Source organism: Pseudomonas sp. CFBP13508, assembly GCF_005233515.1.
GTDB lineage: Bacteria > Pseudomonadota > Gammaproteobacteria > Pseudomonadales > Pseudomonadaceae > Aquipseudomonas > Aquipseudomonas mercuritolerans.
Genome location: NZ_QFZZ01000001.1, coordinates 754,635 through 773,318 on the forward strand (window position 1 = coordinate 754,635; position 18,684 = coordinate 773,318).

Genomic DNA, 18,684 nt, shown 5'->3' on the forward strand with positions numbered 1-18,684 from the left:
CACATGTGGGAGCAAGCCTGCTGGCGAAAGCAGTATTTCAGGGCCAAGACCCTTTTGAATCTGCCGCACCTTCGCGAGCAGGCTCGCTCCCATCGGGCTTTGCGTTAATCCTCAATCTCAACCCGCCCACAAATCCAGTGTGGGAGCGAGCCTGCTCGCGAAAGCGCAAGGTCAGGCAGCACGGATGCTCAGGCCATCTACCAACAAAACCATCACCCCACCGATTACTCCGCCCGCCGCATGGTGTTAAATAGGCGCCAGTCCCGACCTTGTCGCTTCAAGCCGTGCCACGAGAACCGCTATGAAAACCCCTGCCCAGAACATCCACGCTCTACAGGTGACCCCATGATCGAAGTCACCGAAGTCTCCATCGCGCAACTGCGCGCCGCCCTCGAATCCGGCCAGACCACTGCCGTGGAGCTGGTGCAGGCCTATCTGGCGCGCATTGATGCCTACGATGGCGCCGACACCCCGACGGCACTCAACGCCGTCGTCGTGCGCAACCCCGAAGCGCTGAACGAAGCCCGCGCCTCCGACGCCCGCCGTGCCAACGGTGAAACCCTCGGCCCGCTCGATGGCATTCCCTACACCGCCAAGGACAGCTATCTGGTCAAGGGCCTGACCGCCGCCTCCGGCAGTCCGGCGTTCGCCGATCTGATCGCCCATCGCGACGCCTTCACCATCGAGCGCCTGCGCGCTGCCGGGGCGATTTGCCTGGGCAAGACCAACATGCCGCCGATGGCCAATGGCGGCATGCAACGCGGCGTTTATGGCCGCGCTGAAAGCCCGTACAACGCCGCTTACCTCACCGCACCGTTCGCCTCCGGCTCGTCCAACGGCGCTGGCACCGCGACCGCTGCGAGTTTCGCTGCGTTCGGTCTGGCCGAGGAAACCTGGTCGAGCGGTCGTGGCCCTGCGTCGAACAACGGCCTGTGCGCCTACACCCCGTCGCGCGGCGTAATCTCCGTGCGCGGCAACTGGCCGTTGACCCCGACCATGGACGTCGTCGTGCCGTTCGCGCGGACCATGGCCGACCTGCTCGAAGTGCTCGATGTGGTCGTCGCCGAAGATACCGATACCCGTGGCGACCTCTGGCGCTTGCAACCGTGGGTGCCGATCCCGCGCGTCAGCGAAGTGCGCCCGGCTGCATACAGCGAACTGGCCGCCGACGCCAAAGCGCTGGCGGGCAAACGCTTTGCCATCCCGCGCATGTACATCAATGCCGACCCGGACGCTGGCACCAGCGAAGCCCCCGGCATTGGCGGCCCGACTGGCCAGCGCATCAACACCCGCGCGTCCGTGATCGATTTGTGGAAACAGGCGCGTCAGGCCCTGGAAGCCGCTGGCGCCGAAGTCGTCGAAACCGATTTCCCGCTGGTCTCCAACTGCGAAGGCGACCGCCCTGGCGCGCCAACCGTGTTCACCCGTGGGCTGGTGTCGAAAGAGTTTCTGCACCATGAACTGTGGGATCTGACTGCCTGGGCGTTCGACGACTTCCTGCAGGCCAACGGTGACCCGAAGCTTAATCGTCTGGTCGATGTCGACGGGCCGAAGATCTTCCCGCACGACCCGGGCACCCTGCCCAACCGCGAAGGTGATCTGGCCGCCGGCATGGACGAGTACGTGCGCATGGCCGAGCGCGGCATCACGCCGTGGAATGAAATCTCAACCGTGCCTGATGGTTTGCGCGGTCTGGAGCAGACCCGACGCATCGACCTCGAAGACTGGATGGACAGCCTCGGCCTCGACGCCGTGCTGTTCCCGACCGTCGCCGACGTCGGCCCGGCGGATGCGGATGTCAATCCTGCTTCGGCCGACATCGCCTGGAGCAACGGCGTCTGGGTGGCCAACGGCAACCTCGCGATCCGCCACCTCGGCGTGCCAACCGTCACCGTGCCCATGGGCGTGATGGCCGACATCGGCATGCCCGTCGGCCTGACCTTCGCCGGCCGCGCCTACGACGACTCGAACCTGCTGCGCTTCGCCGCCGCTTTCGAATCCACCGGCAGCAAGCGCCAGATCCCACCGCGTACACCGCCGCTGGCTTAATGCACTGTGTCAGCTCCCACAAACCCTGTGGGAGCTGGCTTGCCAGCGATAGCGGCCGGACAAACGCCACAGTTCTACCTGACTACCCCGACTCAAACTGTGGGAGCGAGCCTGCTCGCGAATGCGGAGTGTCAGTTGACGAAAATGCTGACTGACACACCGCTTTCGCGAGCAGGCTCGCTCCTACAATATGCGCGGGTGATCGCCTCTGATGTGTACACCCGCAATCTCTGTGGGAGCTGGCTTGCCAGCGATGGCGGCCTGACAGCCGCCACAGTTCTACCTGACTACCCCGACTCAAACTTTGGGAGCGAGCCTGCTCGCGAATGCGGAGTGTCAGTTGACGAAAATGCTGACTGACACACCGCTTTCGCGAGCAGGCTCGCTCCTACAATATGCGCGGGTGATCGCCTCTGATGTGTACACCCACAATCTCTGTGGGAGCTGGCTTGCCAGCGATGGCGGCCTGACAGCCGCCACAGTTCTACCTGACTACCCCGACTCAAACTGTGGGAGCGAGCCTGCTCGCGAATGCGGAGTGTCAGTTGACGAAAATGCTGACTGACACACCGCTTTCGCGAGCAGGCTCGCTCCTACAATATGCGCGGGTGATCGCCTCTGATGTGTACACCCACAATCTCTGTGGGAGCTGGCTTGCCAGCGATGGCGGCCTGACAGCCGCCACAGTTCTACCTGACTACCCCGACTCAAACTGTGGGAGCGAGCCTGCTCGCGAATGCGGAGTGTCAGTTGACGAAAATGCTGACTGACACACCGCTTTCGCGAGCAGGCTCGCTCCTACAATATGCGCGGGTGATCGCCTCTGATGTGTACACCCACAATCTCTGTGGGAGCTGGCTTGCCAGCGATGGCGGCCTGACAGCCGCCACAGTTCTACCTGACTACCCCGACTCAAACTGTGGGAGCGAGCCTGCTCGCGAATGCGGAGTGTCAGTTGACGAAAATGCTGACTGACACACCGCTTTCGCGAGCAGGCTCGCTCCTACAATATGCGCGGGTGATCGCCTCTGATGTGTACACCCACAATCTCTGTGGGAGCTGGCTTGCCAGCGATGGCGGCCTGACAGCCGCCACAGTTCTACCTGACTACCCCGACTCAAACTGTGGGAGCGAGCCTGCTCGCGAATGCGGAGTGTCAGTTGACGAAAATGCTGACTGACACACCGCTTTCGCGAGCAGGCTCGCTCCTACAATATGCGCGGGTGATCGCCTCTGATGTGTACACCCACAAACCCTGTGGGAGCTGGCTTGCCAGCGATAGCGGCCGGACAAACGCCACATTTCTACCTGACTACCCCGACTCAAACTGTGGGAGCGAGCCTGCTCGCGAATGCGGAGTGTCAGTTAACGAAAATGCTGACTGACACACCGCTTTCGCGAGCAGGCTCGCTCCTAAAATATGCGCGGGTGATCGCCTCTGATGTGTACACCCGCAATCTCTGTGGGAGCTGGCTTGCCAGCGATGGCGGCCTGACAGCCGCCACAGTTCTACCTGACTACCCCGACTCAAACTGTGGGAGCGAGCCTGCTCGCGAATGCGGAGTGTCAGTTTAACGAAAATGCTGACTGACACACCGCTTTCGCGAGCCGGCTCGCTCCCACAGGGTTTGGTGTGAAGGCTGCCAACTCAGCACACCGGCCCAATCCTTTCCAGGCCAATCCGCCGATCATCAGCGCCATCCTGTTACCACCGGCCCTGACCATGATCAACCGCGCCCCCTCCCGCCTCACCCTGCTTGCCATGCTCTGCGGTCTGACCGGCACCGCCCACGCCAGCGGCTTTTTCGACGACGCCAAAAGCGATGTCCTGCTACGCAACTTCTACCTGAGCAACGACTACCGCTCGCCCACGCCCTCCGGAAAAAACTACAAACAGGAATGGGCACAGGGCTTTATCGGTAACTTCTCATCCGGGTTCACCGAGGGCACAGTCGGTTTCGGCATCGACGCCCACGCTTTCGCCGGCCTGAAACTCGACGGCGGCAAGGGCCATTCCGGCACCGGCCTGCTACCGGTCGACAGCGATGGCCGCAGCGAACGCGACTATTCCAGCGCGGGCGGTGCGCTCAAATTGAAAGCTTCGCGCACCACCCTCGCCTTCGGCGAAATGACCGTAGAAACCCCGGTCTTCGACACCTCCGACAAACGCCTGCAACCGGAATACGCCACAGGCTTTTTGCTCAACAGCGCCGAGTTCGAGAACATCAATCTGGTCGTCGGGCACTTCACCGCGTTCAAGAACCAGGACAGTTCCTCCGGCAAAGGCGACTTCTACGGCTACGGCGCGAACACCGAAGCGGGCGGCATCAGCTTCGTCGGCGCCGATCTATTCAGCTCAAGCCCGATCGGCGGCGCGTTGTATGCCTCGGAACTGAGCGACACCTGGCACCAGTATTACGGCAATCTGCACTTCAAACAGTCCGGCGTGCTGCTCGACGCCAACCTCTACCACACCCGCGACACCGGCCGCGCAGTGGCCGGCGAGATCGATAACACCGCCCTTAGCCTCTCCGGCAAATACAGCTTCGGCCCACACGCGGTGATGCTTGGCTGGCAGCGGATCAATGGCGACACGCCGTTCGATTTCGTCGGCGGCGACTCGATCTACCTCGCCAACTCGATCAAATACGCCGACTTCAACGGCGCCAACGAACGCTCCTGGCAAGCCCGCTACGACCTCGACCTCGGCGCCTTCGGCATCCCCGGCCTGAACTTCATGACCCGCTACGTCAGCGGCAGCCACATTGACGGCACCCACGCGCCGAGGGGCGGCGCCTACAACCCGTTCGACGCCGACAGCGGCGACTATCAACCGCAACAAGGCAGCGGCGGCAAGCACTGGGAACGCGATATCGACCTGAAATATGTCGTGCAATCCGGCACCGCAAAGGATCTGTCGCTGCAGCTGTCGCACGTCACCCACCGCGCCAACGAAGCGCAGGCTGGGGATGACATTGACCGGATTTACGTGGTCGTTCAGTACCCGTTGGGTTTTTGAGGTAAAACGATCAACCCGCCCACAGGTTCCTGCGTCGGCCACAAACCATGAGTTTGCTCCTTGAGATCAAAATCAAATGATTTCAGCGTACCGCAGCGCCTACAGCGGCTAGCCAAGTGCCATCACCTCGTTTATTCTGCGCCCCCGCATAAAAAGCCAAGCCAGGAAGGCATTGATTGACCTTCCTGTTTGTAGTCAATCAACGCAAGCAGATTCAGGGATGTACATGTTTCAGCTATTCAAACTCGGAGCGGCCGTCGTGCTCGCCGCGACGCTCAGCGGCTGCATTACCGAAAGCGCTTCCTGGGTCAGCGAACCCTTGCAACCCAAGGCAAGCGAGCCAGTCAGTTATCTCGTTGGCTCAATCGGGCCGCAATCACTCAAGCAATCAGCCGCTGACAACCAGCGAATCTTTTTCCGCAAACGCGGTTCCGAATACGGTGCGGCCGGCGTCTGGAAAATGGCCGGCGCTTACTCCACGCCGCAGGATGTTCAGGACGGTGTCGGCGCAGCGAGCGTATTCGTGCTTCCCCTGAAGCCGGGCGATTACGAGTTCTATGATTTCCAGTTCTTTTCCGCACGTTATCAACCTGGGCTAGGCACTGTTTTCACCTCGAGAGAGGCGCGGGAGAAATTCAACCTGCCGATGCGCCTGGAACCCGGCAAGGCCTATTACATCGGCGAGTTCCGCTCGTTCTGCCTGACAGCCGGTTTCTGCGCGTTCCGCTGGAGTGATCAGAACGCCCGCGATGCGCTGATTGCGCAACGTCTGGCGCCAGGATTGCCAACGCTGCAACCGCTGAAACTCGACCTGAACAGTGCTCAGCCCTACATCTTCACCGGCCCCATCCCGGGTATTGCCGTGGACGCCAAACCATGAAAAAAATCATCGCCCTCACCGCCGCCGCTCTGTTGACCGGTTGCGCGGCGACCAACACCTTGCCCGAGCGTACGCTTACGGACGCTCAGGATTATCTGCAGCCGATTCACGTTATGGTCGATGACCCGGAAAACGGCTCCAGCCTGCGCAACCACCTGCGTCAGACCGGTGTGTTCCGCACCATCGAAACCGGCAGCGGTAAAGCTGACGAGTACAACGTGCAGGTCAAACTCAATGTGGAACGTCACCTGCCGCCGTTTCCGGTGATTCTGCTGAGCACCGCGACGTTGTTCTTGCTGCCGCTGTCGAACGAATTCGATACGCAAACCGAATTCACCGTGTACCAGGGTGACAAGCGACTGAAGCAATACACCTATCGCAACATCACTCAAAAATACGTCTGGCTATTGGATCAGGGCGGCGAGATGCGCGAACAGAACCTCGGCCGCATCGCCCGCGCCTTCGCGCAGGATGTGCAGCAGGACCGGCTGATCCCGGCAGTCGCGCAATGAGCCGCGCGATGATAAAAGTCGCCGGCCTGCTCTGTGCCTCACTGATGCTGGGCGGCTGCGCCAACACCTTGCAGCCGCTCGATTACCATGCCGATCAGGCCTACGTGCCGGTCACGCTAGGCATGGGGCCGGCGTATACGCGCATCGACGAGCAGCATCAGCGCGAAACCGTCAGCGTCCTGAAAAAGACCGGCGCGTTCTCGATGCTCGACGGCGGTTACACCCGCAACGGCTACAGCCTGTTGATCACCGAACCCAGCGACGGCAAGGTCAACTGGCTGGCGCTGGTCAACGTTTTCACCCTGTTCACCTTCCCGATGCCCTACCACTACCAGGACAACCTGCGCGGCTCGGTCTTCAAGGATGGCCAACTGCTCAAAACCTACAACTACTCCCGCGAAGGCTGGAGCGTGATGACGTGGTATGTGCCGATTCCCGGGGTCGAGAACAAACGGCAGATGCTCGACCAGTTGTTGGTGGAAATGGACCGGGACAAGGTGATTCCGTATCAGCCGTGAGGCTGGGTGATGGGGGCTGGTGCGGTGGACTGCGGCGCAATGAATTGCAATGAGGGAGCGAGCCTGCTCGCGAAGAGGCCATCAGGTTCGGCGCAATTCTTTGATTTAAACGAAGCTGTTTAAAAGACACCTGCGGATACGGTCTCAAGGCTACAAATCCTTGCGCCGTTGCCTACAGCTACGCCAGAATCCGCCGGCTTGTGCGCCTTGAGGGCGGGTTCTATTGTGGTGCGGTCGCTGACGAATCAGCGATCGGGTTTAGCGACCCGGATCTTAATTAGGTGCATCAGCGGTCCATGCTTCGTCGCAGGTTCAATTCTGCGACTGCGCTATGGTGGCTGTATGCGGGAGACCTTCGGATCTGCCGGGTGCCTATAACCGGTTCGCTAACCTGCGTACAGCCGCCACCTACTGTTTAGCGACAGTGCCTGACGGCTCCACTTAATAGGAGCTTTATCATGATCAAACCAACACCCAACCCACCCGAAACCGATCCCACCTCCCCCTACGAATCCCTCGACTCCAAAAAACTCCACCAAGCCGCCGACCGCGCCCTCGACCACTACCTCTGCCCACCCGGCTCAACCCCACCGCCGTTCAGCCCCCGCGCCATGTACGCCGTCACCGCCGACACCAAAAACGAAGACCTGCTGGCCAACGCCTGCGAAACCCTCGCCTCGGCCAAAACCATCGCCCAGGAATTCGCCGGGCTGGTCAAGCCATCCCAGCGCCGGACGCTGATGGGGATTGCGCAACTGATCATGCTTTGGGAACTGGCGGTGAATCGGGTGCTGGATAATCTGGAGTTGCCGGGCTAATGCGGGCCGGCTGAGTTATGCGATGCCCGTGCCGGCCTCTTCGCGAGCAGGCTCGCTCCCACATTGATCCTGGTCGGACGCAAACTTTGCGACCACTGAAGGAACTTGGGGTAGCGAGCCTGCTCGCGATCACAAAGGGACGGATTTATTTAACCCGATGGATGTGCTCGGGCAGCAGATGCGGTTGCGGGTCTGAAAATGCAGCCTGCGGCAGTTCGAGCGATATACGCATGAGCTTCCGAAGGCTGTGATTCGTTCTTGTAACGGCTAGGCTTATACTCGTTAGCGCACCATTAGTATGATAATTTGCGCAAAGTTCCCCATCCGCAAAGGGCCCGATCATGGCTACCGTACGCAAAACCATAACCGTGACTGACCAGCAAGACCATTGGATCAAAGCTCAAATAGAAGCGGGACATTACACCAACGATAGCGAATATATCCGCGATTTGATCCGTCGAGAGCAAGAGCGAAACGCTGAACTGGAAACCGTCCGCGCAGCCCTTCGAGAAGGAGAATCCAGTGGTGCCCCCCGGCCTTTCGATGCTGATGCTTTCAAAAAGAAAATGTTGAGGGCGCATGGCTGAATACCGACTTACCCCCGCCGCCGAAGCGGATCTTGAGGCTATCTGGACCTATACAGCTCAACAATGGGGTTTGGATCAGGCCAATCGCTACATCGACATCCTGACTGAGTCTTTCGAGCAGTTGGCTGATCGTCCCAAAACAGCACCCGCATGCGACGCTATCCGCCCCGGTTACCGACGCTGCAGCGTGGAGAGTCACATGATTTATTTTCGAATCACCGCCTATGGGATCGCGATAATCAGAATCTTGCATGACCGGATGGAAGCGCAGCGCAATCTCTGACCTTCTCGTATCACCGAAAATCAAAAGATCGCAGCCTTCGTCAGCTCCTACAAATCGATGTAGGAGCTGCCAAAGGCTGCGATCTTTTGCTCTGGGGAAACTGGCGGAAGACAGCCGGAGTCGAACCTGCCCGGGAACGGATGCCGTCCCCAACCGGGTTTGAAGCCCGGCCGCGCCACCGGGCGCGATTGTCTTCCTGAACTCAGGGTGCGCAGGCGTTGGCCAGCGCGTTGTCTGGGCGGATCTGGCGGGATTCGCCGAGGCGGCGGGTCAGGCCGAGGCGGTCGAAATATTCCAGATACTGAATACAGCGTTTGCGTCCCAAGCCTAGCGCATCGCGGAAGGTTGTCACCTCAATCGCTGGATTTTCTTCGGCGAGTTTCAGCAGCAGCGCCGCCATTTGTCGCAGGACGATGTCGCTGATGAACAGGTCGCGCACCACTTGGTGCATCAGGCCCAGCCGGGCGAGTTTGCGCAGCAGCAGGCGAACGTTGGCGTCGTCTTCGCCGAGCATTTTCGCCGCGCCGCGCACCCAGGGCGGGTCGAAACCGGTCTGGTCGAACAACGGTTGTAATTGCTGCCAGAGGATTTCGTCGTCGGCATTCAGGCGCACCTGATGGTCGGGCAGGTGCAACCAGGGGCCGCTGGCGAGGATGGAGCCGGCGTTGAGCAGTTCGTCGAGCAGGCTGATGAACGTCGAGCGTTCCAGTGCCAGCGCGCTGAAGCGACGCAGGCGATCACGGTCCGGCCCCATCTGGTCGGGTTCCTGTTCGTGGAATCGCGCCAGTTGTTCGAGCAAGGTGAATTTCAACTGGCCCCAGCGCTGCACGTTGAATAGCAGCGGGCCTTGGCGGGTGTCGATCAGGCGGATGTTTTCCGCCAGCGTCCACTGCGCGCGCGGGCGGTTGAATTGGCGTTCGAGGCGTTGCGGGTCGAGGCCGCCGGGGCTGTGGTTGAGCAGCGCCGGCAGGGCTTGTTCGAGGCTGACGCTCAGAGCGAGGGTCTGCAGTTGCGCAAGGCGTTCCGGGCTGCGGCGCTGGCGGGACGGGGCGAACGGGTCGAGGACGACGCCGCCGCCGAGGGTGCGCTGGGCGCTGGCGTCGCGCAGGATCAGTCGATCGCCCCTTACCGCGTGCACCGGGGCGTTGATCAACAGTTGCGCGAACATGCGCTCGCCGGGGCTCAGGCGTGGGCCTTGCAACAAGGCGACGCGGGCGATGACATCCTGGGTGCCAAGGTGCAGATGCACCGGGTGAAAGTGTTCGAAGGTGCGCTCGCCGGGCAACAGTTGAAAGTCGATGTCGATGCGCTGGGTCAGGGCGTGCAGCCAGTCCGCCAGCAGCCAGTGACCACGGTGGATCTGCGCCAGTTCCAGACGATCACCGCTGAGGTTCAATGCCACGCGTTGGCCGGCGAACGCCTGTTCGGCGGCCTGGTTTTGCGCGTGCAGGCCACGGATACGCACCGATTTGCCCGCAGGCCCCAAGACAAGTTTGTCGCCCACCGCAACCGTGCCCGACAACGCCGTGCCCGTGACCACAATCCCAGCACCCGCGACGCTGAACGCCCGATCGATCGCCAGACGAAAGCCGCCCTCACAACCGCGCGCCTGCACCTCGTTCTGCGCCTGCAATAACGCCGCGCGCAACTCATCGACGCCCTGCCCGCTCACACTCGACACCGTAAAGAGAGGCGCATCAGCGAATGGCCCGGGCGCCAGCAGGTCGAGCACCTGACGCTGCACCTCTTCCACCCTGCCCGTTCCGGCCCGGTCGCATTTTGTGATCGCCACCAGCGCGCGGGGAATGCCGAGCAGTTCGACGATCGCCAGATGCTCGCGGGTCTGCGGCATCACGCCGTCGTCGGCCGCGACCACCAACAACACCAGATCGATGCCCTGCGCGCCGGCGAGCATGTTGTGGGTGAATTTTTCGTGACCGGGCACATCGATGAACCCGGTCAGCCCGGCGCCCGCTTCTAGCTCGGCGTAAAGGTAACCGAGGTCAATGGTCATGCCGCGTTCGCGCTCTTGCGGTCGGCGGTCGCCGGTTTGCCCGGTCAGCGCCTGCAACAGCGACGTCTTGCCATGGTCGATGTGCCCCGCCGTGCCGACGATCACCGGTCGACCTGCAATTGCGCCAGCTGCGCCAGCCACGCCGGCTCATCGTCGAGCTGACGCAGATCCAGCCACAGCGCATCGTCGTCGATCCGCCCAAGCACCGGGATCGGCAAGCCGCGTAACGCCGCTTCGAGATTGAGCAGATAGCGCCCGCGCCAGCGCTTGGACACTTGCGGGCGACAACACAGCGCTGCACTCGGCAAGCGCGCCACCGGTTGGCTGCCGCTGCCGATCATGCCCAACGCCTCGACTGCACTGACCTGCCAGGCTGGTCCCAGGATTTCGGCCAGCAAGGGTTGCAAGCGCACAGCCTGCGCATGGATGTCGGCTTGCGGGCGGGTCAGCAGACGCAGACTCGGCAGACGCTCGGCGAGGCGATCCGGATCGCGGTACAGACCGAGCACCGCTTCCAGCGCGGCCAAGGTCAATTTGTCGACCCGCAACGCGCGTTTCAGTGGATTCTTCTTGATCTTCGCGATCAGTTCCTTGCGTCCGACGATCAACCCGGCCTGCGGTCCGCCAAGCAATTTGTCGCCGCTGAAGGTAACGATGTCGGCACCATCGAGCAGCGCCTGCCGCACCGTCGGTTCCGCCGGCAAACCCCAGCGGGTCAGGTCGAGCAGACTGCCGCTGCCCAGATCTTCCAGCAACGGCAAGCCATGGGCGTGAGCCAACTCGGCCAGTTCAGCGGTTGGCACCCGCGCGGTAAAACCTTCGATGCTGTAGTTGCTGGCATGCACGCGCATGATCAAACCGCTGCGCGGACTGATTGCCGCTTGGTAATCGCGGGCATGGGTGCGGTTGGTGGTGCCGACTTCATGCAGGCGCACGCCGGCGCGGGCCATGATGTCGGGAATGCGGAAAGCGCCGCCGATTTCGATCAGCTCACCGCGCGAGATGATGCCTTCCTTGCGCGCGCCGAGGCTGTTGAGGGTCAGCAGCACGGCGGCGGCATTGTTATTGACCACGGTGACGGCTTCGGCGCCGGTCAGTTCGCGGATCAGGCCTTCGATCAGATCGTCCCGATCACCGCGCTTGCCGCTGGACAGATCGAACTCGAGATTGAGCGGATAGCGTGCGGCCATTTGCACTGCTTCGATGGCTTCTTCGGGCAGCAAGGCGCGACCGAGATTGGTGTGCAGCACCGTGCCGGTCAGATTGAATACCCGGCGCACCTGGCTGCGCTGCTGTTGCGCCAAGCGCTCGCCGACGCGCCCGGCGAGCACTTCGGGACCGATCTCCACAGCCGCCAATTGCCCGCTCAACACGCCGGGCCGCAGCTCATCGAGCAACTGACGCAGGCCCGTCAGCAAAGAATCCCGGCCGTAGCGCTCGGCCAACGGCACGCACGCCGGGTGACGCAACAAGCCATCAATGGACGGCAACCGCAGGGCAACGCTGGAAGACATCAGCCACTCCTGATTTCACTGAAACAATCCCTTTTGGTAGCAAGCTTGCTCCCGAAAGGGTTTCAGAAGTGTAGACGCACTGCCGGAGCTAGCCTGCTCGCGAAACCGGTGTGTCAGTTGGTGTGGTTGTCGCTGACCTGACGACTTCGCGAGCAGGCTCGCTCCCACAGGGGTTTTGTGGTCCGGCACAACATCTGTGGGAGCTGGCTTGCCAGCGATTGCGGTGGGTCAGTCAAAGAAGGCGGCGGATGTGCCGACCTAATCGCTGGCAAGCCAGCTCCCACAGGGTTCGGGGTGGAATGAACATTATTGGTCACCACCAATCCCTGTGGGAGCGAGCCTGCTCGCGAATGCGGTGTGTCAGTCAATGTGGATGTGGCTGACCTGACGCCTTCGCGAGCAGGCTCGCTCCCACAGGGAAATCGGGGGCTGACCGGGCTTTGTGATTCGGCACATAGACCTGTGGGAGCTGGCTTGCCAGCGATTGCGGTGGGTCAGTCAAAGAAGGCGGTGGATTTGCTGACCAATCGCTGGCAAGCCAGCTCCCACAGGGATTCGGGGAGGAATGAACATTGTTGGTCACCGCCAATCCCTGTGGGAGCGAGCCTGCTCGCGAAAGCGGTGTGTCAGTCAGTGTGGATGTGGCTGACCTGACGCCTTCGCGAGCAGGCTCGCTCCCACAGGGAAATCGGGGGCTGACCGGGCTTTGTGATTCGGCACATAGACCTGTGGGAGCACACCCCTCTCCCACAATTTTGCTCTGGTCAGTCGTCTCCCGGCGCCAGCAGCAGATTGGGCGCCAGACGCTGATAGCCGTCCTGGGCCAGACGCATGTCCAGCAGCAAACTGCCGAGATCTGCCGACAACGCCTCGGCTTCGGCATCGTTCTCCAAATAGAGCAATTTCAGGTAGCTGTTGCAGCTGGGGCAGACTTCGGCGCGCAGCGGGGCCTGTTCGGCGCTGTGCCGATCGTCTTCCTGGCTCAGGTACTCGAGGCCTTTGCTCTGCTCGCAATACACGCACTTGACCCGCACCACATGCCATTCGCAGGCGCACAGCGAACACACCAGATAGCGCAAACCGTTGTGCTTGCCGCGATGGCGAATGACCCCGGCCATGGCCGGCGAACCACAGGCCGGGCATTGGCTGAGGCTGTCGCCGGGTTTGAGTTGCAGCTGCGGCACGCTGAGCAGCCAGTGGCTCCACGCGGTTTGCAGCGCGGCGCCGAGAAACGGCACCAGCGCCACCGGCACCAGCGAATACTGACCGCTGACCAACGCCACCGCCCACGCGCGCAACTGGCCGGGACTGGCGGCGCGCAGCGTGTCCAGCGCGTCGATGACCGCCGGCTGATCGCCGGGCGCATAGCGCTGCAGCAAGGCATCCAGCCACGGCTGCCAGGCATCCTCGCGCACCAGGGTGTCTGCGGCGAACGGCGGCAGACCGTGCTGCTGACAGGCTTCGAAACGTTGCGCATCAAACGGCGCGGTCAGCGGCGGATCGTCGAAGACCTGCTGCTGCGCCCGGCACAAACCGGCCATCAGCCGCAGATAATCCGCCAACCCATTGCCCTCGGCCAGACGCTCAAGCCGCTCTGCACGCAGGGCAAACAGGTCACGCGGCGGCAGATACAGATACGGCGGCGAACTGGCCGCCGCCTCGATTTCCCCAGGTTCAAGAATGCTTGGCAAAAGTCAGCCCTTTTTCGTCAGCGGTCGCTCGGGCAGGTCCCGAGGCTGTTCGTCGCGGGTCACCTCGCGGTACCACAGTTCATGGTGTTTTTTCGCCCACGGCCGACTGACCCAGCCATGCAACATGGCGTCGACCGAACCCTTGATCCACAAACCGGCGTAGATGTGCACGATGATGCTCAGCACCAGCACGAACCCGGCCAGTGCATGCAACAGCATGGCCCAACGGATCACGCTGATGCCGAAATACGCGCTGAACCACGCGCGCCAGATCACCAGCCCGGTGAACAGCAACGCGAGCATGCACAGCAGTAAAGTCCAGAACAGCAGTTTCTGCCCGGCGTTATATTTGCCCACCGGCGGCACGCTTTCCTCGTCGTTGACCATCACCCGGTTGATCCGCCGCAACCACTGGCGGTCATTGGCGATGAAGAAATTGGTGCGCCAGAAGCTGAACACCAGGCCGAGGAACAGCACGAACATGGCGATGCCCATGTACGGGTGCAGGATCCGCGTCCAGGTGCCGCCGCCGAACAGGTTACTGAGCCAGAACAGCGACGGATGAAACAACGCCAGCCCGGACAACCCGGCCATGAAAAACAGGATCGCCACCAGCCAGTGATTGCTGCGCTGGTTGGCGCTGTAACGCAGGATCGTCTTGTTGCTCATGGCCGCTCCTCCCCGCGTGGATCGAAGGTGTGCACCGCCGGGTCGATCACGTGCACCGAGGTGTCGGGCGCTGGCGGAACTTCATCCTCCTCAACACGATTGGGGCCGATGCGCACGTAATGGAAGAATCCGGCCAGCACCGCCGCGCCCATCGCCAGCAGGCCGAGGGGTTTGCTGATGCCTTTCCACAAACCCACCAGCGGACTGATGGCCGGGTGATCCGGCAAGCCGGCGTAGATTTTTGGCGTGTCGGCGTGGTGCAGCACGTACATCACATGGGTGCCGCCGACCCCGGCCGGGTCGTACAGACCGGCGTTCTCAAAGCCACGGCTTTTCAGATCGACGATGCGCTCGGCGGCGTGCTCTTTCATGTCCTCCTTGGTGCCGAAGACGATGGCGCCGGTCGGGCAGGTTTTCACGCAGGCCGGCTCCAGCCCTACCGCCACGCGATCGGAACAGAGCGTGCATTTGTAGGCTTTGTGATCCTTCTGCGAAATGCGCGGGATGTTGAACGGGCAACCGGTGATGCAATAGCCGCAGCCGATGCAGTGGTCCTGATCGAAATCGACGATGCCGTTGGCGTGCTGAATGATCGCCCCGGGGCTCGGGCACGCGGCCAGACAACCAGGTTCGGCGCAGTGCATGCAGCCGTCCTTGCGGATCAGCCACTCAAGGTTGCCAGCGTCGGTTTCGTGCTCGGTGAAGCGCATCAGTGTCCACGAATCCGCCGTCAGATCCTGCGGATTGTCGTAGGTGCCGTGGTTGTGGCCGACCTCGTCGCGCAGCTCGTTCCATTCCGAGCAGGCGACCTGGCAGGCCTTGCAGCCGATGCATTTGGTCGTGTCGATCAGCTTGGCAACGCCCTGCTGAGTCCTCACCGACGGCGGCACGGTGGTGGTGGCCGAGCGGGCAATGATGTCTTGGCTGGCCATTTACAGTTTCTCCACGTTGACCAGGAATGACTTGGATTCCGGGGTCTGAGTGTTGCCATCGCCGAGGAACGGCACCAGGGTGTTGATCAGGTAACCGTGACGCGTCAGGCCGGTGAAACCCCAGTGCAGCGGGATGCCGATCTGATGCACGACCTGGCCGTTGACCTGCAGCGGCCGGATCCTTTTCGTCACCACCGCCACCGCTTCGATAAAGCCGCGCTTGCAGCTGACTCGCACGCGATCACCGGCAGCAATGCCCTTCTCGTTCGCCAGCACTTCGCCGATTTCCACGAACTGCTCAGGCTGGGCAATCGCGTTCAACTTGCAGTGCTTGCTCCAGAAGTGGAAATGCTCGGTGAGCCGGTAACTGGTGCCGGCGTAGGGGAAGTCCTTGGCCTCGCCGAGGGTTTCCCAGACCGAATCGAAGATCCGCGCCGCCGGGTTGCTGGTGGCCTTCTTGTTCTGCGGGTGCAGCGGGTTGATGCCGATCGGCGTTTCGAACGGCTCGTAGTGCTCAGGGAATGGCCCTTCGTTCATCTTGTCGACGGCGAAGAACCGCGCGACGCCTTCGGGGTTCATGATGAACGGGTTCATCCCGGCTTCCGGCGGCACGTCGGCCTTGTAATCCGGCACGTCGGTGCCGGTCCAGGCCTTGCCATTCCACCACACCAGCCGCTTTTTTGGGTCCCACGGTTTGCCCGCCGGGTCCGAAGAGGCGCGGTTGTAGAGGATTCGCCGATTGGCCGGCCATGCCCACGCCCAGCCTTGATGCTGGTGCATGCCAAATGGATCGGCGTTATCGCGCCGCGCCATTTGATTGCCGGCTTCGGTCCAGCTGCCGGCAAAAATCCAGCAACCGGACGCGGTGCTGCCGTCATCCTTGAGCAAACCGAAGCCGGCCAGTTGCGTACCGGCCTTGACCGTGACGCCGCTGGCATCGGTGAAATCGCTGACGGCGGTGCCGTTGATCTCCCGCGCCAGTTCTTCCGGCGACGGCTCGTCGGGGATCTTATATGGCCACGAAAGCTTGAGCAGCGGATCAGGAAACTTGCCGCCCTCGCTTTGATAACGCTGGCGCAGGCGCAGGAACAATTCGCTCATGATGCGAATGTCGGTCTGCGCTTCGCCGGGGCCGTCGGCGCCCTTCCAGTGCCATTGCAGCCAGCGGCTGCTGTTGACCAGCGAGCCGTCCTCCTCGGCAAAGCAAGTGGTCGGCAGGCGAATGACTTCGGTCTGGATTTCCTCGGTTTTCACATCGTTGTACGGCCCGACGTTCTGCCAGAACTCCGAGGTTTCGGTGGCCAGCGGGTCCATCACCACCAGCCACTTGAGCTTGGCCAATGCGCCCATCACGCGGTTCTTGTCCGGTAACGCCGCGATCGGATTGAAGCCTTGGCAGAAGTAACCGTTGACCTTGCCCTGGCTCATCAGGTCGAACATTTTCAGCACGTCATAGTTGGGGATGTCGAGCTTCGGCAAATGGTCGAACAGCCAGTTGTTCTCGGCGGTGGCGTTGGCGCCGTACCAGGATTTCATCAGGCTGACGTGGAATTTGCTGTAGTTCTGCCAATACGAAAGCTGCCCCGGTCTTAGCGGAACCTGCGTGCGCTTGAAGATGAACTGGCCGTAGTCCTGCTCGCTGTCGCTGGCCAGCGTGAGGTAGCCGGGCAAGGCGTTGGACAGCAGGCCGAGGTCGGTCAGGCCCTGGATGTTCGAGTGCCCGCGCAAAGCGTTGACGCCGCCGCCGGGCATGCCGACGTTGCCCAACAGCAGTTGCACCATCGCCGCGCTGCGGATGATCTGCGCGCCGATCGAGTGCTGCGTCCAGCCGAGGGCATAGAGAATCGTCATGGTCTTGCCCGGTGTCGAGCAGGTGGCAATCTCTTCCCAGATTTTCTGCATGGCGTCGACCGGCATGCCGCAGATCTGGCTCGCCAGGTCGATGTTGTAGCGGCTGTAATGCTGCTTCATCAGTTGATAGACGCAGCGCGGGTCTTGCAGGGTCGGGTCGACGCGGACGAAACCGTCCTCGGCGAATTCGTAACCCCAGCCGGACTTGTCGGTGTAGCTGCGTTTTTCCGCGTCATAGCCGCTGAACAGGCCGTCTTCGAAGCCATAACCGGCTTTGACGATGAACGACACGTCGGTGTAATTGCGCACGTATTCGTGCTGGATCTTGTCCTCGGTCAACAGGTAATTGATCAACCCGCCCATGAAGGCGATGTCGGTACCGGTGCGGATCGGCGCGTAATAGTCGGCCACCGAAGCGGTCCGGGTAAAACGCGGGTCGACCACGATCAGCCGCGCGGCGTTGTGCGCCTTGGCCTCGGTCACCCATTTGAAGCCGCACGGATGCGCTTCTGCTGCGTTGCCGCCCATCACCAGGATCAGATTCGCGTTGGCGATATCGGTCCAGGTGTTGGTCATGGCACCACGGCCGTACGTCGGGGCAAGACTTGCCACCGTCGGGCCGTGTCAGACACGCGCCTGGTTATCGAACCCCAGCAGGCCGAGGCTGCGAATCACCTTCTGAGTGATGTAGCCGGCTTCGTTGGATGCCGCCGATGCCGCGAGGAAACCGGTGGTCAGCCAGCGATTCACCGTCTGCCCGTTGGTATTTTTCTCGATGAAGTTGGCGTCGCGGTCGGCCTTCATCAGGTCGGCGATGCGATCGAGGGCTTCGTCCCAGCCGATGCGCGTCCATTCATTGCTGCCGGGCTTGCGCACCTGCGGATACTGCAAGCGGCCGGGGCTGTGAATGAAGTCGAGCAGGCCCGCGCCTTTCGGGCACAGGGTGCCGCGATTGACCGGGTGGTCGGAATCGCCTTCGATATGAATGATGTTTTGCGCCACGTTTTTGCCGGCATCGCCCTGGCTGTACATGATCAAACCGCAACCGACCGAGCAATACGGGCAGGTGTTACGGGTTTCACGGGTGTGGGCGAGCTTGAAGTGACGCACCTGCTCGGCGAAGGCCGCCGTCGGGGCCATCCCCAACGCGCCCAGGCTTGAGCCTGCAAGGCCGATACCGGCGACCTTGAAGAACTGACGACGGCTGAGATCCATCGTGCACTCCTGATCAGGTGGAACCCGGTACTTGTGCCGGGCTTTATCTGGACAATCACGGTTGCGACGCCTTGGCGCCGACTTTTTCACTGTAGACAAAGACCTTGCCGATTGTGTGAAAACCGACCGTCG

At 61.8% G+C, this 18,684-nt stretch carries 14 protein-coding genes and 1 tRNA gene; 8 read left to right on the top strand and 7 right to left on the bottom strand.

Annotated elements, in window-relative coordinates; translation table 11 throughout:
- Positions 1 to 345: 345 nt before the first annotated feature.
- From PspCFBP13508_RS03385 to PspCFBP13508_RS03455, 8 genes are all read left to right on the top strand, one after another.
- The gene (locus PspCFBP13508_RS03385; RefSeq protein WP_137213651.1) at positions 346 to 2,049 is read left to right on the top strand and encodes an amidase; all 1,704 of its coding nucleotides are present in this window, start codon (positions 346 to 348) and stop codon (positions 2,047 to 2,049) included.
- A 1,723-nt stretch (positions 2,050 to 3,772) separates the two neighbouring features.
- A complete protein-coding gene (locus PspCFBP13508_RS03425) occupies positions 3,773 to 5,068 on the top strand; it encodes an OprD family porin (protein WP_137213805.1) in 1,296 nt (431 codons plus the stop codon).
- Between the two features lie 226 nt (positions 5,069 to 5,294).
- A complete protein-coding gene (locus PspCFBP13508_RS03430) occupies positions 5,295 to 5,948 on the top strand; it encodes a hypothetical protein (protein WP_056786867.1) in 654 nt (217 codons plus the stop codon).
- Entirely contained in the window at positions 5,945 to 6,460 is a 516-nt protein-coding gene (locus PspCFBP13508_RS03435; protein WP_024013038.1) for a hypothetical protein, read from the top strand. The genes PspCFBP13508_RS03430 and PspCFBP13508_RS03435 overlap by 4 nt, the downstream gene beginning before the upstream one ends.
- An 8-nt stretch (positions 6,461 to 6,468) precedes the next feature.
- Complete coding sequence (locus PspCFBP13508_RS03440) at positions 6,469 to 6,978, top strand: hypothetical protein (protein WP_016774812.1); 510 nt, start codon at positions 6,469 to 6,471, stop codon at positions 6,976 to 6,978.
- Positions 6,979 to 7,436: 458 nt separating this feature from the next.
- The gene (locus PspCFBP13508_RS03445; protein WP_137213656.1) at positions 7,437 to 7,796 is read left to right on the top strand and encodes a hypothetical protein; all 360 of its coding nucleotides are present in this window, start codon (positions 7,437 to 7,439) and stop codon (positions 7,794 to 7,796) included.
- Between the two features lie 341 nt (positions 7,797 to 8,137).
- Entirely contained in the window at positions 8,138 to 8,383 is a 246-nt protein-coding gene (locus PspCFBP13508_RS03450; protein WP_122505613.1) for a type II toxin-antitoxin system ParD family antitoxin, read from the top strand.
- Positions 8,376 to 8,666, top strand: a complete 291-nt coding sequence (locus tag PspCFBP13508_RS03455; protein ID WP_041480302.1) for a type II toxin-antitoxin system RelE/ParE family toxin — start codon at positions 8,376 to 8,378, stop codon at positions 8,664 to 8,666. Before PspCFBP13508_RS03450 ends, PspCFBP13508_RS03455 begins: the two co-directional genes overlap by 8 nt.
- Positions 8,667 to 8,767: 101 nt before the next feature.
- Here PspCFBP13508_RS03455 and PspCFBP13508_RS03460 read toward each other — a convergent pair.
- From PspCFBP13508_RS03460 to fdnG, 7 genes are all read right to left on the bottom strand, one after another.
- Positions 8,768 to 8,863 (bottom strand) — tRNA-Sec (locus tag PspCFBP13508_RS03460).
- A gap of 5 nt (positions 8,864 to 8,868) precedes the next feature.
- Positions 8,869 to 10,785: a selenocysteine-specific translation elongation factor gene (gene selB / locus PspCFBP13508_RS03465; RefSeq protein ID WP_137213806.1), complete on the bottom strand. Its 1,917-nt coding sequence runs from the start codon at positions 10,783 to 10,785 to the stop codon at positions 8,869 to 8,871.
- Positions 10,782 to 12,194 (bottom strand): L-seryl-tRNA(Sec) selenium transferase, encoded by a 1,413-nt coding sequence (gene selA / locus PspCFBP13508_RS03470; protein WP_137213657.1) that lies wholly within the window; start codon positions 12,192 to 12,194, stop codon positions 10,782 to 10,784. The genes selB and selA overlap by 4 nt, the downstream gene beginning before the upstream one ends.
- 764 nt (positions 12,195 to 12,958) lie before the next feature.
- Complete coding sequence (fdhE, locus tag PspCFBP13508_RS03475; protein ID WP_137213658.1) at positions 12,959 to 13,885, bottom strand: formate dehydrogenase accessory protein FdhE; 927 nt, start codon at positions 13,883 to 13,885, stop codon at positions 12,959 to 12,961.
- Between the two features lie 3 nt (positions 13,886 to 13,888).
- Positions 13,889 to 14,554 (bottom strand): formate dehydrogenase subunit gamma, encoded by a 666-nt coding sequence (locus tag PspCFBP13508_RS03480; RefSeq protein ID WP_137213659.1) that lies wholly within the window; start codon positions 14,552 to 14,554, stop codon positions 13,889 to 13,891.
- Complete coding sequence (gene fdxH / locus PspCFBP13508_RS03485; RefSeq protein WP_137213660.1) at positions 14,551 to 15,486, bottom strand: formate dehydrogenase subunit beta; 936 nt, start codon at positions 15,484 to 15,486, stop codon at positions 14,551 to 14,553. Before fdxH ends, PspCFBP13508_RS03480 begins: the two co-directional genes overlap by 4 nt.
- The gene (gene fdnG, locus PspCFBP13508_RS03490; protein WP_137213661.1) at positions 15,487 to 18,552 is read right to left on the bottom strand and encodes a formate dehydrogenase-N subunit alpha; all 3,066 of its coding nucleotides are present in this window, start codon (positions 18,550 to 18,552) and stop codon (positions 15,487 to 15,489) included.
- Positions 18,553 to 18,684 lie beyond the last annotated feature (132 nt).

Coding starts and splice junctions, on each gene's coding strand:
- PspCFBP13508_RS03385 (WP_137213651.1), top strand. CDS start 346: ATGATCGAAGTCACCGAAGTCTCCATCGCGCAACTGCGCGCCGCCCTC.
- fdxH (WP_137213660.1), bottom strand. CDS start 15,486: ATGGCCAGCCAAGACATCATTGCCCGCTCGGCCACCACCACCGTGCCG.
- PspCFBP13508_RS03480 (WP_137213659.1), bottom strand. CDS start 14,554: ATGAGCAACAAGACGATCCTGCGTTACAGCGCCAACCAGCGCAGCAAT.
- PspCFBP13508_RS03445 (WP_137213656.1), top strand. CDS start 7,437: ATGATCAAACCAACACCCAACCCACCCGAAACCGATCCCACCTCCCCC.
- PspCFBP13508_RS03430 (WP_056786867.1), top strand. CDS start 5,295: ATGTTTCAGCTATTCAAACTCGGAGCGGCCGTCGTGCTCGCCGCGACG.
- PspCFBP13508_RS03440 (WP_016774812.1), top strand. CDS start 6,469: ATGATAAAAGTCGCCGGCCTGCTCTGTGCCTCACTGATGCTGGGCGGC.
- PspCFBP13508_RS03425 (WP_137213805.1), top strand. CDS start 3,773: ATGATCAACCGCGCCCCCTCCCGCCTCACCCTGCTTGCCATGCTCTGC.
- selA (WP_137213657.1), bottom strand. CDS start 12,194: ATGTCTTCCAGCGTTGCCCTGCGGTTGCCGTCCATTGATGGCTTGTTG.
- PspCFBP13508_RS03435 (WP_024013038.1), top strand. CDS start 5,945: ATGAAAAAAATCATCGCCCTCACCGCCGCCGCTCTGTTGACCGGTTGC.
- PspCFBP13508_RS03450 (WP_122505613.1), top strand. CDS start 8,138: ATGGCTACCGTACGCAAAACCATAACCGTGACTGACCAGCAAGACCAT.
- PspCFBP13508_RS03455 (WP_041480302.1), top strand. CDS start 8,376: ATGGCTGAATACCGACTTACCCCCGCCGCCGAAGCGGATCTTGAGGCT.